Source organism: Tenacibaculum sp. SM2510 (genome assembly GCF_057002845.1).
On record NZ_CP192703.1, the window covers coordinates 2,177,635 to 2,193,066 of the forward strand.

The 15,432-nt window shown below is 32.4% G+C and carries 13 protein-coding genes; 9 read left to right on the forward strand and 4 right to left on the reverse strand.

Features of this window, described 5'->3' with window-relative positions:
* Positions 1-2 precede the first annotated feature (2 nt).
* The 8 genes from ACQ629_RS09755 to ACQ629_RS09790 all read left to right on the forward strand — a co-directional run bounded on the left by ACQ629_RS09755 (position 3) and on the right by ACQ629_RS09790 (position 9,677).
* Positions 3-551: a c-type cytochrome gene (locus tag ACQ629_RS09755; protein ID WP_483704540.1), complete on the forward strand. Its 549-nt coding sequence runs from the start codon at positions 3-5 to the stop codon at positions 549-551.
* A 22-nt stretch (positions 552-573) separates the two neighbouring features.
* Positions 574-2,109 (forward strand): quinol:cytochrome C oxidoreductase, encoded by a 1,536-nt coding sequence (locus ACQ629_RS09760; protein WP_483704542.1) that lies wholly within the window; start codon positions 574-576, stop codon positions 2,107-2,109.
* Positions 2,110-2,143: 34 nt separating this feature from the next.
* The gene (locus ACQ629_RS09765) at positions 2,144-3,151 is read left to right on the forward strand and encodes a cytochrome c oxidase subunit II (RefSeq protein WP_483704544.1); all 1,008 of its coding nucleotides are present in this window, start codon (positions 2,144-2,146) and stop codon (positions 3,149-3,151) included.
* 29 nt (positions 3,152-3,180) lie between these two features.
* The gene (locus ACQ629_RS09770; protein WP_483704546.1) at positions 3,181-4,968 is read left to right on the forward strand and encodes a cytochrome c oxidase subunit I; all 1,788 of its coding nucleotides are present in this window, start codon (positions 3,181-3,183) and stop codon (positions 4,966-4,968) included.
* 150 nt (positions 4,969-5,118) lie between these two features.
* Positions 5,119-6,141 carry a Holliday junction branch migration DNA helicase RuvB gene (gene ruvB / locus ACQ629_RS09775; protein ID WP_483704548.1) on the forward strand — a complete coding sequence of 341 codons (1,023 nt, stop codon included), beginning with the start codon at positions 5,119-5,121 and terminating at the stop codon, positions 6,139-6,141.
* Positions 6,142-7,872 carry a SulP family inorganic anion transporter gene (locus ACQ629_RS09780; RefSeq protein ID WP_483704550.1) on the forward strand — a complete coding sequence of 577 codons (1,731 nt, stop codon included), beginning with the start codon at positions 6,142-6,144 and terminating at the stop codon, positions 7,870-7,872. It begins immediately after the preceding gene.
* An 8-nt stretch (positions 7,873-7,880) separates the two neighbouring features.
* Entirely contained in the window at positions 7,881-9,287 is a 1,407-nt protein-coding gene (locus tag ACQ629_RS09785; protein WP_483704552.1) for an MBL fold metallo-hydrolase, read from the forward strand.
* A gap of 6 nt (positions 9,288-9,293) precedes the next feature.
* Positions 9,294-9,677: a rhodanese-like domain-containing protein gene (locus tag ACQ629_RS09790; protein WP_483704554.1), complete on the forward strand. Its 384-nt coding sequence runs from the start codon at positions 9,294-9,296 to the stop codon at positions 9,675-9,677.
* Positions 9,678-9,917: 240 nt separating this feature from the next.
* Here ACQ629_RS09790 and cysM read toward each other — a convergent pair whose 3' ends face one another.
* The 3 genes from cysM to ACQ629_RS09805 all read right to left on the reverse strand — a co-directional run bounded on the left by cysM (position 9,918) and on the right by ACQ629_RS09805 (position 12,229).
* Positions 9,918-10,796, reverse strand: coding sequence for a cysteine synthase CysM (gene cysM / locus ACQ629_RS09795; protein WP_483704556.1), 879 nt, complete (start codon positions 10,794-10,796; stop codon positions 9,918-9,920).
* Entirely contained in the window at positions 10,796-11,581 is a 786-nt protein-coding gene (gene epsC / locus ACQ629_RS09800; protein WP_483704558.1) for a serine O-acetyltransferase EpsC, read from the reverse strand. The genes cysM and epsC overlap by 1 nt, the downstream gene beginning before the upstream one ends.
* 135 nt (positions 11,582-11,716) lie before the next feature.
* Positions 11,717-12,229, reverse strand: a complete 513-nt coding sequence (locus tag ACQ629_RS09805) for a VOC family protein (RefSeq protein ID WP_483704560.1) — start codon at positions 12,227-12,229, stop codon at positions 11,717-11,719.
* A gap of 122 nt (positions 12,230-12,351) precedes the next feature.
* Between ACQ629_RS09805 and ACQ629_RS09810 the strand changes: the two genes are divergently transcribed.
* Complete coding sequence (locus ACQ629_RS09810; RefSeq protein ID WP_483704562.1) at positions 12,352-12,663, forward strand: winged helix-turn-helix transcriptional regulator; 312 nt, start codon at positions 12,352-12,354, stop codon at positions 12,661-12,663.
* Between the two features lie 82 nt (positions 12,664-12,745).
* Here ACQ629_RS09810 and ACQ629_RS09815 read toward each other — a convergent pair whose 3' ends face one another.
* On the reverse strand, positions 12,746-15,094 hold the full coding sequence (locus ACQ629_RS09815) for a TonB-dependent receptor (protein WP_483707198.1): 2,349 nt from the start codon (positions 15,092-15,094) through the stop codon (positions 12,746-12,748).
* Positions 15,095-15,432: the final 338 nt, after the last annotated feature.

Below are 15,432 nucleotides of genomic sequence, written 5' to 3' on the forward strand. Positions count from 1 at the left end.
ATATGAAAAGTTTTGTAAAAATAATCGTCGCTTTAGTTGTAATAACAAGTGTTATTTCATGTGGTGATAAACGTACACCTCAATTACAATATATGCCAGATATGTATGTCTCTGTTCCTTACGATGCAAACGGAGCTGAAGGCTTAAATGGTAAAATGGTAGATAGATTACCAGTTGCAGGTACTGTAAGTAGAAATGGTATAGTAGCTTATGATATTCCCGACACAAATGAAGGATATGAAAAAGCAAAAACTGAATTAAAAAATCCATTAGCTGCTTCAGAGAAGAACTTATCAAAAGGTAAAGAGCTATATACAATTTATTGTGCTACGTGTCATGGTAAGAAAGGAGATGGTAACGGAGTTTTATCTCAAAGAGATAAATTTAACGGTATACCAAACTATAAGGATAGAGATTTAACTCCAGGTAATATTTATCATGTAATTATGTATGGTAAAAATTTAATGGGATCTCATGCAGCACAATTACAGTACAAGGAGCGTTGGCAAGTTGTACAGTATGTAGAGAAATTAAGAAGCGAATTAAAATAAGTATATAATAGATAGTTAAGATATGTACAAGTTTTCAGGAAAATTAAAAATGCTTGCTATTATTTTAATGGCTTTGGGACTTTTAGGAACTGTTTATAGTTTTTATAGTGCACCTAACACATTAGAAGAGGCAAAAGAAATTTTAGCAAAACAGCACGATGCTCATCATGGAGATCATGCTACTGCAAATTCTCATGATTCAGCAACACATGCTACAACAGATAAACATGATAAAAAAGTATTGGACGTACACGCTACGGATAGTACAGCTACTCATGCTGATGTTGCACATGCAGCAGATTCAACACATATAGAACATAAAGAAGAAGTAAAAGAACAGCATGCTGAAGCTGCTGTAAAACATACAGATGCTACACAAGTACATGGAGAGAACCATGAAGATGCCCATGCACAACATGCTTTTCATCAAATGCAAAACCGCCCTTGGGCAGCCTTTTTTGTTGCTTTAATGTTCTTTTTAGGAGTTACATTATTAGTATTAGCTTTTTATGCAATACAAAGAGTAGCACAAGCAGGTTGGTCTATCGTATTGTTTAGAGTAATGGAAGCTATTACAGCAAACTTACACTATGTAAGTGCTATTATGTTAGTGTTTTTAATCGCTACCTTTATGCATATGAATCATTTATTCCCTTGGATGGCTGAAGGTGTTTTCGATCCTCAAAGTCCAAACTACGATGCAGTTGTAGACGGAAAAAAATGGTTTTTAAATACACCAGGTTGGTTAATGAGAAGTATCTTTTATTTAACTGTGTGGAATGTATATCGTTTCTTTATTAGAAAAGGTTCGATAGCACAAGATAATGGAGATTTAAAATTACACAAGAGAAATTATAACATCTCTGTAATTTTCTTATTCTTATTTATGATTACTGAATCTATGATGTCTTGGGATTGGATTATGGGTATCGACCCACACTGGTTCTCTACATTATTCGGTTGGTATGTGTTAGCTACTTTCTTAGTATCTGCATTAACAGTAATTGCTTTTGTAACAATCTACTTAAGAGCAAAAGGTCACTTACCATTTGTTAATGATAGTCATATTCATGATTTAGCAAAGTATATGTTTGGTTTTTCAGTATTTTGGACATATTTATGGTTTGCACAATTTATGTTAATCTGGTATGCAGATATTCCTGAAGAGACTACTTATTTCTTATTGCGTTTCAATGAATATAAAGTTCCATTTTTAGCCATGGTAGTTATGAATTTCATCTTTCCAATATTATTATTAATCAATAGCGATTTTAAAAGCGTTCCTTGGTTTGTAACAATAGGAGGGGTTGTAATTTTAGCAGGTCATTATTTAGATTTATTTGTAATGATTATGCCAGGAACAGTTGGTGCACAATACGGTTTTGGAATTGGAGAAATAAGCGGAATTTTATTCTTCCTAGGTTTATTTATATATGCTACCTTTAGTGCGTTTGCAAAAGCAAATACATTGGCAAAAGGAAATCCATTCCTACACGAAAGTGAAACACACCATTACTATAACATCGAACACAGAGGTGAAGACAGTAACGACCATTAATAATTATAATTAATAAACAAATAGTTTAGATAATATGCTCGCTTTATTTTATATTTTCATAGCAATTGCAATAGGAGTTAGTTTCTGGCAAATTACTCGTATAATGAATTTTCGTTCTGTAATAGCTACAGATAAAGACAATGAAACACAAGGTAAATTAGCTATCGGATTTTTAGTAATCCTGTATGCAATGATGGTTTATTGTTTAATAGCAATGAATGTAATAATGTTACCAGAATCTGCTTCTATCGAAGGAGAACATGACGATAACTTATTTGACATTACGTTTTGGTTAATTGGTGTTGTACAATTTGCAATGCAATTCTTAATTTTCTTCTTTACTTATAAGTATAGGGGGAAAAAAGGAAACAAAGCATTATTTTATGCAGACAGCCATAAGTTAGAATTAATATGGACCGTTATTCCAGCAGTAACAATCGTTATCTTAATTGGTTATGGTTTATGGGCTTGGAATAATATTATGTATGTTGGTGATGACGAAAACCCAATTGAAATTGAAGTATATTCAAGACAATTTGATTGGCAAGCACGTTATGCCGGAGCCGATAATGAATTAGGTTTAGGAAATGTAAACTTTATTAAAGGTATCAATTCTATGGGGGTTGATATGTCAGACCCAAAAGCACAAGATGATAAAAAAGTAACAGAATTAGTTTTACCAAAAGGGAAAAAGATCTTGTTTAAGTTCCGTTCTCAAGACGTATTACACTCTGCCTATATGCCTCACTTTAGAGCGCAAATGAACTGTGTACCTGGTATGGTTACCCAATTTGCGTTTACACCTAAATTTACTACCGAAGAAATGCGTAAAAGCTCTGAGGTAATTGCTAAAACAAACGGAATTAACAAGATTAGAAAAGTAAAAGGTGAAGACCCTTACGAGTTTGATTATTTGTTATTGTGTAATAAAATTTGTGGTGCATCTCACTACAATATGCAAATGAAAATTACAGTTGTTGAAGAAGTAGAATACAACAAGTGGTTATCAGAACAAAAAACGTTAGCTCAAGTTATTAAATAAGATATTTTTTAAAAGTATATATATAGATTATGTCAGATCATCATCACAAAGAAACATTTGTAACCAAATACATCTTCAGTCAAGATCATAAAATGATCTCGAAACAATTTCTTGTTACGGGTATATTTATGGGTGTTATAGGAGGTTTTATGTCTATGTTATTTCGTTTGCAAATTGCATGGCCAGAAACATCATTTTCAATTATTGAAGCATTCTTAGGAAACCATCAAACAGATGGAATTATGAATGCAGATATGTACTTAGCATTGGTTACAATTCACGGTACAATAATGGTGTTTTTTGTTTTAACTGCTGGTTTAAGTGGTACGTTTTCAAATTTATTAATTCCATTGCAAATTGGTGCCCGTGATATGGCTTCTGGTTTTTTAAACATGGTTTCTTACTGGTTATTTTTCTTATCATCAGTAGTTATGATAATCTCATTATTTGTTGAAGCAGGACCTGCATCAGCAGGATGGACAATTTATCCACCTTTATCTGCATTGCCACAAGCAATTCCAGGTTCAGGAATGGGAATGACGTTATGGTTAGTTTCTATGGCAATTTTCGTAGCATCTTCTTTAATTGGGTCATTAAACTATATCGTAACAATTTTAAACTTACGTACAAAAGGAATGAAAATGACAAGATTGCCACTAACAATGTGGGCATTCTTCATCACTGCTATTATTGGTGTTATTTCGTTTCCTGTATTATTATCTGCAGCTTTATTATTAATTTTTGATAGAAGTTTCGGAACCTCATTTTTCTTATCAGATATTTTTATCTCAGGAGAAGTATTACATTACCAAGGAGGATCGCCTGTATTATTTGAACACTTATTCTGGTTCTTAGGGCACCCTGAAGTATATATTATTTTATTACCAGCACTAGGTCTTACTTCTGAAGTAATATCAACAAATGCTCGTAAGCCAATTTTCGGATACCGTGCAATGATTGGATCAATCATCGCGATTGCATTCTTATCAACAATTGTATGGGGTCACCATATGTTTATTACAGGAATGAATCCTTTCTTAGGATCTGTTTTTACTTTTACAACGGTATTAATTGCAATTCCATCTGCAGTAAAAGCATTTAACTATGTTACAACATTATGGAAAGGTAACTTACAATTAAATCCTGCCATGTTATTCTCTATCGGATTAGTTTCTACATTCGTAACAGGAGGTTTAACAGGATTAGTTTTAGGAGATTCAGCATTAGATATTAACGTACATGATACTTATTTCGTAGTAGCGCATTTCCACTTAGTAATGGGTGTATCTGCTTTATTAGGAATGTTTGCGGGTGTATATCACTGGTTCCCTAAAATGTATGGTAGAATGATGAATAAAACATTAGGTTACTGGCACTTTTGGTTAACAATTATCTCTGCTTACGGAGTGTTTTTTCCGATGCACTTTGTTGGATTAGCAGGTTTACCTCGTCGTTATTATACAAATTCAAACTTTCCAATGTTTGATGATTTAATTGAAATCAACGTATTTATGACTTTAATGGCATTCTTAGGAGGTGCTGCTCAGTTAATATTCTTAGCCAATTTCTTTATCTCAATATACAGAGGTAATAAAGCAGAACAAAACCCTTGGAAGTCGAATACTTTAGAGTGGACTACTCCTGTTGAACATATTCACGGAAACTGGCCAGGTGCTATTCCTGAAGTTCATAGATGGGCGTACGATTATAGTAAAGTTTGGGATGATGAAAATGACCCTAGATTTGGCGAGTATGTTCACGGAAAAGATTTCGTATTACAAACAACACCATTGTTAGATGGAGAAGAACCATCTTAATAGATAAAATAATTTAAAAAAGCCTTCCAATTTTGGAAGGCTTTTTTGTTTTACAATTCTAAATGCTATTATGTACCTTAGCATTGGTAATGTTACTAAGTAACAATTATTACAAATCAAAAATTATATTTCAAGTATATTTGTACCTATATGAACGAAAACTTAAATCCTGAAAACACAAACCTATCAAATGACGATTTAGATGTAGAAAAAAAACTACGTCCGCTTTCTTTTGATGACTTTTCAGGGCAAGATCAAGCAATTGATAACTTAAAGATATTTGTTGAAGCTGCCAATCAACGTGATGAAGCTTTAGATCATACGTTGTTTCATGGTCCTCCAGGATTGGGAAAAACAACATTAGCGCATATTTTGGCTAATGAGTTGGGTGTAGGTATTAAAGTTACCTCAGGGCCTGTTTTAGATAAGCCAGGAGATTTAGCAGGTTTGTTAACAAATCTTGATGAACGCGATGTGTTATTTATAGATGAGATTCATCGATTAAGCCCTATTGTAGAAGAGTATTTATATTCAGCAATGGAAGACTATAAAATCGATATTATGATTGAGTCTGGACCTAACGCACGTACTGTTCAAATTAATTTAGAACCTTTTACTTTAATCGGAGCAACGACTCGATCGGGATTGTTAACAGCACCAATGAGAGCTCGTTTTGGTATTAGTAGTCGTTTGCATTATTATTCAACAGAATTACTTACTACTATTATACAACGAAGTTCACAAATACTTGGCGTACCAATTTCTATGGAAGCAGCAATAGAAATTGCTGGTAGAAGTAGAGGAACGCCAAGAATTGCAAATGCATTACTACGAAGAGTTAGAGATTTTGCACAAATAAAGGGAAACGGAAGTATTACTATTGAAATCGCAGTATATGCCTTAAAAGCATTAAATGTAGATGCTCATGGATTAGATGAAATGGATAATAAAATTCTAGTAACCATTATTGATAAGTTTAAAGGTGGCCCTGTAGGAATTAGTACAATTGCAACAGCAGTTAGCGAGAATACTGAAACTATAGAAGAAGTATATGAACCTTTTTTAATTCAGCAAGGTTTTATAATGCGTACGCCAAGAGGTAGAGAAGTAACCGATTTAGCCTACAAACATTTAGGTAGAATTAAGGGTAAAAATCAAAGTGAATTATTTTAAATGAAATTACTAAAAAAACTAATACCTATATTAGAGTGGTTACCGAGCTACAAGAAATCACAACTTAGAGGTGATGTTGTAGCAGGTATAACTGTAGCAACGGTTTTAATTCCGCAAGGAATTGCGTATGCATTAATTGCAGGATTACCACCTATTTATGGTTTGTATGCAGCCCTAGTACCACAAGTAATGTATGCAATTTTTGGTTCGTCCCGTCAAGTAGCAATTGGCCCTGTAGCAATGGATTCTTTAATTGTAGCAACAGGAGTTTCAACATTAGCATTAATGGGTTCAGAAAGTTATATAGCGATTGCTATTCTATTAGCATTAATGGTAGGTAGTATTCAACTTTTAATGGGGTTGTTTCGTTTAGGTTTTATTGTTAATTTTTTATCAAGGCCTGTAATTGTTGGGTTTACATCTGCAGTAGCATTGATTATAGGGTTAAATCAATTTAGAAATTTATTAGGAGTAGATTTTTTACAGAGCGATCAAGTTCATATACTTATTGAAGATATTTTTAAAAGAATTTCATATTTCAATACCAATACAGCTCTTATCGGAATTATTGCATGTATTGTAATTATGATTTTCAGAAAAATAAATAAAAAAATCCCCAATGCTCTAATTGTGGTGATTATCGGGATATTGGTCATACGTTTTTTTGAAGATTACTTTATAGATGTAGCAATTGTAAAGGGTATTCCTTCGGGTTTACCCAAATTTAATATCCCGGTTATAGATGTCGCTTTAATAAGAGAATTGCTACCAATAGCAATAACTTTAGTAATGGTAGGGTATTTAGAAATTATATCAATTGGAAAAACATTAGAAGCAAAACAGGATGAATACAGAATAAGGCCTAATCAAGAATTAGTAGCATTAGGTTTAAGTAACGTTGTTGGTTCGTTGTTTCAATCATATCCATCAACATCTAGTTTTTCTCGTTCGGCAATTAATGAAGAAGCAGGAGGTAAAACAGGTATATCGGCAATTGTATCAGTGTTAATTGTTATTCTTACATTGCTTTTTTTAACGCCAGTATTTTATCACTTGCCAAAAACAATATTAGCTGCCATTATTATAGTGGCTGTATTTAATTTAATAAACCTAAAAGAAGCTAAACGACTTTGGACAGCCAATAATTTAGATTTTTGGTTGTTGGTAGCAACATTTTTAGCGACTATATTTTTGGGTATAGAGTATGGTATATTATTAGGTGTAAGCATGTCTTTAGTAATTTTAATTTTTAGAACATCCCGACCTTATGTAGTTGAGTTAGGAAAGGTGCCAAATTCTGATTTTTATCGAAATAAAAACAGATTTAAGGATGTAATTATTGATGAAAAAGTATTAGTATTTCGTTTTGACGCACAATTGTTTTATGCCAACTCAAACTATTTTCGTGAAAAATTAGATGAGATGGTGGAGGAAAAAGGAAAATTATTAAAGCTAATTGTTTTAGACGCCGAAAGTATTAATAGAGTTGATAGTACCGGAGTAGAAATGCTTAAAGAGCGCATAAAATATTACAATAAAAGAAACATCGCGTTTTATTTTGCAGGAGTAAAAGGTCCGGTTAGAGATGCTTTTTTTAGAGGAGGTGTATTAGAAGTGGTAAGTATAGATTACTTTTTTATGCGTGCCAATGGAGCAGTAAATTTTTTTAAGACAGGAGATAATAAAAATCAAAAAAAATACGCACAGTATATACACCAAGCGTATGAATAATTAAGATTATGAATATAGAGCAAATTTATACAGGTTGTTTAGCACAAGGAGCATATTATATAGAAAGTAATGGAGAAGTAGCAATTATAGATCCCTTACGTGAAGTGCAATCCTATATAAAAAAGGCAGCAGAAGCTAAGGGAAATATTAAATATATTTTTGAAACTCATTTTCATGCAGATTTTGTTAGTGGCCATGTAACGTTAGCAGAAAAAACAGGAGCAACAATTGTATACGGACCAACAGCTAAAACAAATTATAAATCTCATGTAGCAACCGACGGTGAAGTTTTTAAAGTAGGGAATATTACAATTACAGCAATGCATACACCAGGACATACGATGGAAAGTACTTCGTATTTGTTAAAAGACGAAAACGGAAAGAATCATGCCGTTTTTAGTGGAGACACCTTGTTTTTAGGAGATGTTGGACGCCCTGATTTAGCGCAGAAAGGAGCGCTTACTCAAGAAGATTTAGCAGGACTCTTATATGATAGCTTACGTACTAAAATAATGACTTTAGAAGATGATGTTATTGTGTATCCGGCACACGGAGCAGGTTCTGCTTGCGGAAAAAACTTAAGCAAAGAAACGGTAGGCTCAATTGGAGATCAAAAGAAAACCAATTATGCTTTAAGAGCAGATATGACTAAGACAGAATTCATAAAAGAAGTAACAGATGGTTTAGCACCACCACCAGCTTACTTTCCTTTAAATGTAAAGATGAATAAAGAAGGATATCAATCAATAGATGATGTTATTAAAAAAGGAGCAATAGCATTATCTGCTACTGATTTCGAGAAAATTAGTAATTCAACAGACGCGATAATTTTAGATGTACGCCATCAATTCGACTTTATAAAAGGATTTATACCGCAATCGATTTTTATTGGTTTAGGGGGGACATTTGCGCCATGGGTTGGTGCTTTAATAAAAGATGTAACACAGCCAATCTTACTAATAACTCCTTTAGGAGAAGAAAAAACTGCAATTACACGTTTATCTCGTGTAGGTTTTGACAATGTTTTAGGATACTTAGAAGGTGGTTTTGATACTTGGCAAAAATCAGGGAAAGAAATAGATACCTTACGTTCAGTTTCTGCAAATGATTTAGAAGAAGCGATAAACAATAACGCAAAAGTTTTTGATGCTCGAAAACCAGGGGAATACGCAAACGAACATATTATTGATGTGACAAGTACACCGTTAGATTTTTTAAATGATCATATACAGGAGTTTCCTAAAAAGGAAGACTTTTATATTCATTGTGCAGGAGGATATCGTTCGGTAATAGCGGCTTCTATTTTAAAATCGAGAGGATATCATAATGTAATTGATGTAGCTGGTGGTTATGGAGCTATCAAAAAAACAACGATCAATAGAACAGCCAATGTTTGTCCGTCAACATTAAAATAAAATAACATGAAAAAAAATATTCTTTACTTAGGATTAATTTTAACGATAATAACATCTTGTACTTCAGTAGAAAACGGAGTAAAAGACATCACGGTTAAAGATTTACAAGTTGTATTAAAAAACAATAAAAATGTTCAGTTAGTAGATGTTCGTACACCAGCCGAATGGGTAGAAGGTACTATTAAAAATGCCATAGAAATAAATGTAACAGGGAATGATTTTGAAAAAAAAGCATTGGCTAAATTAGATAAAACAAAACCTGTGTATATTTATTGCCGATCAGGAGGTAGATCTAAAATAGCATCTGAGCTTTTATTAAAAAAAGGTTTTCAACCATATAATGTTTTAGGCGGATATAAAGCGTGGGAAGAAGAAGCAAGTAAAAAATAATAATTTAGATAGTATTCAAAAAGTATATGAGAAACGAGCTTCTAGCTCGTTTTTTTGTTTTAATAGCTTTGTTTAATAACTATAAAATAAGTAAAAGACTTGTAGTATATAGTTTAAGAAACTAAGATCTCTTTTTATTCTTTTGCTTCTGTTCGGTTTGTATTGGTGAATTTAATGTTAACATAAGATATTATATGAACATTAAATTATTGCAGCTGAATATATCTAATTTTTTAGGTACTATTCAAATAGTTCAGAAGATAAATAACGATCACCACGATCACAAATTATTGTCACAATTACACCTTCCTTTAGTTCTTTGGCAAGTCTTAGGGCTACAGTTGTGGCTCCACCGCTACTCATACCTGCAAGAATACCTTCTTCTTTAGCTAATCTTCTTGACATTAAAATTGCTTCTTCTCGACTTACCTCATAAATACTATCAACTTTAGAAGCATTGAAAATTTTCGGTAAATACTTTGTTGGCCACTTACGTATACCTGGAATTTTTGATCCTTCCGTAGGTTGCACACCAACAATTTGAATAGCTTCTTTTTTTTCTTTTAAATAGGTAGAAGTACCCATAATGGTTCCTGTAGTTCCCATTGAAGATACAAAGTGAGTTACTTCTCCGTTAGTATCTCTCCATATCTCTGGTCCAGTAGTTTTATAATGAGCCTTCCAATTATCTTCATTAGCAAATTGGTTGAAAGAATAAAAACCTTCATCTTTCACCTTGTTTTCTGCATAATCACGAGCACCTTCAATACCATCGGGATGTAAGGTAACCTTTGCGCCATAGGCCTTCATGGTTTGAACTCGCTCTTTGGTAGCTGTTTCGGGCATTACCAATTCAATATCTAGCTTAAATATACCTGCAATCATGGCTAAGGCAATGCCTGTGTTGCCACTAGTAGCTTCTATTAATTTTGTAGATGTATTTATTTTTTTAGAATCTAAAGCTGTTTTAATCATGTTGTAGGCAGCGCGATCTTTTACACTTCCTCCAGGATTATTACCTTCTAGTTTAAAATATAGTTTTACATTCGGATTAGAATTTAAAGCTATAGATTTTACAATTGGTGTATTACCAATTTGATTTAATAGTGTTCTGCTCATTATTTCATAGGAATTATTTCAATTTGAGGATTATGTGTCACAATAGAATTTTTTGCTACTGAATTTGTAACCCATGCGTTACCTCCTATAATACTATTTTTTCCAATAACGGTATTCCCTCCCAGTATGGTAGCGTTAGCGTAAATAATCACGTTGTCTTCAATTGTTGGATGTCTCTTGCTATTTATAAGGTTCTTTTTAACCTTAAGTGCACCAAGCGTAACTCCTTGAAATATTTTTACATTATTATGTATGATTACAGTTTCACCAATAACCACTCCAGTACCATGATCTATAAAAAATGACTCACCTATAGATGCACCTGGATGAATATCAATTCCAGTTAGTTGATGAGCATATTCCGTCATAAGTCTAGGTATTAATGGGAGGCCTAAACGGTTAAATTCTTTAGCCATTCTAAAGATAGAAATGGCAAAAAAACCAGGATATGCTAAATATACTTCGTTAAGAGATTTAGCAGCAGGATCATTATTAAAAATAGCTTCTGCATCTTTCTTTAAGTTACAAAACAAGTTAGGAACGCCTTTAATAAAATCATCCCAAGTCTTACAAGGCTTGCCTTTAATTTCTGGGCAAGCAATATCTCTTATTTTTATAAATAAAGCTTTTAGGTCAACTAAAGATTTTTCGGTATCAGTTTCACTATCAAAAAACGTATTAAACATTAATTGTGTAAAGCGTTGTGACTCTGCTTTTAGGGTAGATAATATTTTAATAGCTGCTTTTTGGCTGTTAATAACTTCAATTAAATGTTTATGATCCATGATTTTCAAAACTTTATTACAAAGTTGAGTCATTATTTTAATATTTATGATATAAAAGCAAAAATTTTATTGTGAGAATATATAAGAAAAACAAATCAGATTTAGCAGCTAGGTTCTTTTGTTCGTTTTTTATGTTTATTTTGAATAAGCGCCAGATGAATATGTTAATTCATAACTGTGAGTGTAAATCTCAAAAACAATTCCGAAAGGGTCTTCAACGTAGCACATTTTAAAAGGCTTGTCTTTTGGGTAATACTCTCTTATTGGCATTCTTTGTTTTCCTCCATAAGACAAAATTTTATCAATAAGTTCTTCAATATTTGGATCTTGTATACAAAAATGAAATAAACCAGTATTAAAAGGATTAAATTCTGGAGCCTCTTTAATTCCATTCGGAAAAGAAAATAATTCTATACCAATTCCGTCTGAAGTTGCCAAATGAGCAATTTCAAATTCGGTCCAATCACCACCAAAAACATCAATGCACATTTGACCAATAGCTGTTTCAGTTTCCTTTTTAACTGTTGATGGTTCCATTATTATGTACCAGCCCATTACTTCTGAATAAAATTTTACAGCTTTTTTTATATTAGGAACTGTTAACCCGATATGTGAAAACGATTTAGGGTAATTCTTGTTATTTGTCATTTTGTTATGTTTTAGATTACAAAATTAATTTATATTTGTGTATTCGGCAATAACTTACTAAAAAGTGATATAGTTACTTAAAAGAGTAAAATACTGATTATAAATGATTTAAAATTTTTAATTTGAATAAAAAGATTAGTTGTCCTTTAAATTATACAATGAATTTGATAGGGACAAAATGGAAACCTTTAATTTTATTTCACTTATTAGAAGGGGGTTTGCGTTCGGGGGTATTACAAAAGAAAATTACAGGTATTTCAAACAAAATGTTTACGCAAACTGTAAGAGAACTAGAGAAAGATGGACTTATTTCTAGAAAAATTTATCCGGTAGTTCCTCCTAAAGTTGAGTATAAATTGAGTAAAAGAGGTAAATCACTAGAGGGTGTTTTAATAAGTTTGGATAAATGGGGTTCTGAAGACAGTCAAAGTTAATTAAAGCTTATTTAAAATACCCATAAAACAAAAAAACCTGAGTTATAACTCAGGTTTTTTTGTTTCAATAAATTTAAGTTCCTTAAAACTTAAAAGTAACACCTACTAAAAAGTTAATAGTTGCCTGCGGATAATATCCTTGTGCTTCTTGTGTAGTTCCGGGAGTAGACCAATCATCTAAATAAATATAACCTCTATCTACATATTCTTTGTTAAAAACATTGTTTACCAAACCGGTAAATACAATCGATTTAAAAATTGATGCTGTTTTTAATTCATACATCACGTTTAAATCACTTGTGTAATAGCTATCTAATTTTGATGCTTTTGTATCCGTATTACTTAAGTATTGCTCACCAACAAATTTTGTTAAAAAGGCTATCTGAAAATTGTCAGAAGGTTGATAGGTAAATGCGTTACCAGCAACAATATTTGGTGAATTAGCAATGGTGGTATTCCCTAATTCTTGTACTGCTCCATCTCTATTAGTAAAGAAATCTACATTTTTGTTTTTACTTACAGCAATGTTTTGGCGTACAGAAAACTGCTCTGTTAAACGAATGTCGGCATCAATTTCTAAACCTAATCTATAACTGTTACCGCTTGTACCACGCAAAGGATCTCCAGTATCATCAATTTCACCAGTTAATACTAACTGATTCTGATAATCCATAAAGTAAACATTCGTGTTTAATTTAACGATGTCATTTTTTAAACGATAACCTAATTCGTAATCATTTAAACTTTCCGAAGTATTTACACCAGCTTTAAAATCGCTTCTATTTGGTTCTCTATTTGCTTTTGCAAACGATGCGTAAAAACTATTTTTGTCGTTTGATTTATAAGTTAAACCTATTTTCGGATTAAAGAATTTAAAGTTTTTATCAACATTTAAAGGCTTTCTTTTAGAGGTTAATCCGTTTGTTTTATAAGTGATAAATCTACCTTGAACATCAACAAAAGCTCTTAAATGATTCGTAATATTAAAAGAAACTTTAGAGAAGACACTAAAGTCGTTTTTAGTTGATTTTCCGTCATAATAACGATCTCTAATATTTCCTTTATCAGAAAATTCTTTAGCCCAAATAACTTCCCCAAAATGGTTATTTGTGTAATGGCTATAAGAACCTCCCGATATAATTTCTAATCCTTCATTTTTATAAGTAGCATTAAAGTTACCTACATAAAAATGATTATCTAACCAACGACGAACAATTAAATCGGTAGCAGGGTCTCCGTACCAATCTGTAGTTGTAGCTTTAACAATATCATTGTATTTAGATACAGCGCTTTCGCTTTTAAACTGCTCGAAATACCCTTTACCTCGCGTGTAGTTTAAACCAAGATTGCTAGTCCAATTGCTATTTAATTTTTCGTTCCAATGTAATTGGTAATGATCTTGCTGATAATTATCTACTTCATTTTCGTAGGTTAACGGATTTTGTCGTCTGTCTTCTTTTAATTGTTGTGCAGAAATTCCGTCCCAAGCTTGGTACGTTTCTTCTTTCCCTCCAAAAGCTACCGCTTTAATTAACGTATTTTGATCCGTATAACTACCTTGTAAAAAGTACGATTTTAAATCGGTAGAAGCTCTATCTATGTATCCATCAGAATAAATGTTAGATACACGTCCTGCAAATTCAAAGTGCTTATTCAGTTTTCCTGTCGTAAATTTTACAGTGTGCTTTCTTGTGTTAAAAGAACCAAAAGAATTAGAAATTTCTCCACCAGCTTTTTCGGCACTAGCATCTGTAAGAATATTTAAACTTGCACCAAAAGCACCCGCACCATTTGTTGAGGTACCAACACCACGTTGTAATTGTAAACTTTGTGTAGATGAAGCAAAATCTCCTAAATTAACCCAAAAAGTTCCTTGACTCTCTGCATCGTTATACGGAATTCCGTTTATCGTAACATTTACTCTCGTAGCGTCAGAACCACGAACACTCATATACGTATAGCCAACACCAGCACCAGCATCTGAAGAAGAAACGACGTTAGGTAAGTAATTTAATAAAACAGGAATGTCTTGTGCTAAATTACGTTTCGCTATTTCTTTTTTAGATAAGTTAGAGTGTGTTACAGGTGCATCAGCTTGCACACGTACTGCAGAAACTAATACTTCTTCTAAAACAGTAGCATCTGATGTTAATTGAATTGTAATATTTTGATCTTTTAAAACAGCTATGTTTTTAACTAAAGTTTTAAAACCTACAAAAGAAATTTCAACATCGTATGTTCCTTTTTCTAGTTTTAATTTAAAGTTTCCGTCAAAATCAGTAGCGGTTCCTTTTTTTAATTCTTCTACAGCAATGGTAGCACCTACAAGTGGTTCTTGATTATTGTTAACTACTTTACCCGTTATGATAAAGTTTTGTGCATTTACTGTTATAGCAGTAAATAATACGATTAAAAAAGCTACAGCTTTCATTTGTTTAAGAAAAGACATCGGTCTCATTTTTTATAAAATAAAATCGAATAAAAAGAGGTAATTATTCCTTGTTATTGTTGAATAATTAGTTACTTACGTTATTGTGAGGGGAACGAAAATATCTTTTATATAAAGATTACGTTACCTGGTTCACAACAGTTTGTTTTACAAAATGGCGATTATCGCCTCCCTAAACAGCATTACCTGTTCTAGGTTCATTGGGTATGATCTCAGCCGATATAGGCACCCCTTTATGAGAACGCGACAAAGGTAAAGCGAATTTTATAATTGAAAACAAAAGAACAGATAATTTTAAGTGTAATGTTGAGGTTGGTGAA

Excerpts from the sequence above, each read along its gene's own strand:
- ACQ629_RS09755 (WP_483704540.1), top strand. The coding sequence starts at position 3 with ATGAAAAGTTTTGTAAAAATAATCGTCGCTTTAGTTGTAATAACAAGT.
- ACQ629_RS09760 (WP_483704542.1), top strand. The coding sequence starts at position 574 with ATGTACAAGTTTTCAGGAAAATTAAAAATGCTTGCTATTATTTTAATG.
- ACQ629_RS09765 (WP_483704544.1), top strand. The coding sequence starts at position 2,144 with ATGCTCGCTTTATTTTATATTTTCATAGCAATTGCAATAGGAGTTAGT.
- ACQ629_RS09770 (WP_483704546.1), top strand. The coding sequence starts at position 3,181 with ATGTCAGATCATCATCACAAAGAAACATTTGTAACCAAATACATCTTC.
- ruvB (WP_483704548.1), top strand. The coding sequence starts at position 5,119 with ATGAACGAAAACTTAAATCCTGAAAACACAAACCTATCAAATGACGAT.
- ACQ629_RS09780 (WP_483704550.1), top strand. The coding sequence starts at position 6,142 with ATGAAATTACTAAAAAAACTAATACCTATATTAGAGTGGTTACCGAGC.
- ACQ629_RS09785 (WP_483704552.1), top strand. The coding sequence starts at position 7,881 with ATGAATATAGAGCAAATTTATACAGGTTGTTTAGCACAAGGAGCATAT.
- ACQ629_RS09790 (WP_483704554.1), top strand. The coding sequence starts at position 9,294 with ATGAAAAAAAATATTCTTTACTTAGGATTAATTTTAACGATAATAACA.
- cysM (WP_483704556.1), bottom strand. The coding sequence starts at position 10,796 with ATGAGCAGAACACTATTAAATCAAATTGGTAATACACCAATTGTAAAA.
- epsC (WP_483704558.1), bottom strand. The coding sequence starts at position 11,581 with ATGGATCATAAACATTTAATTGAAGTTATTAACAGCCAAAAAGCAGCT.
- ACQ629_RS09805 (WP_483704560.1), bottom strand. The coding sequence starts at position 12,229 with ATGACAAATAACAAGAATTACCCTAAATCGTTTTCACATATCGGGTTA.
- ACQ629_RS09815 (WP_483707198.1), bottom strand. The coding sequence starts at position 15,094 with ATGAAAGCTGTAGCTTTTTTAATCGTATTATTTACTGCTATAACAGTA.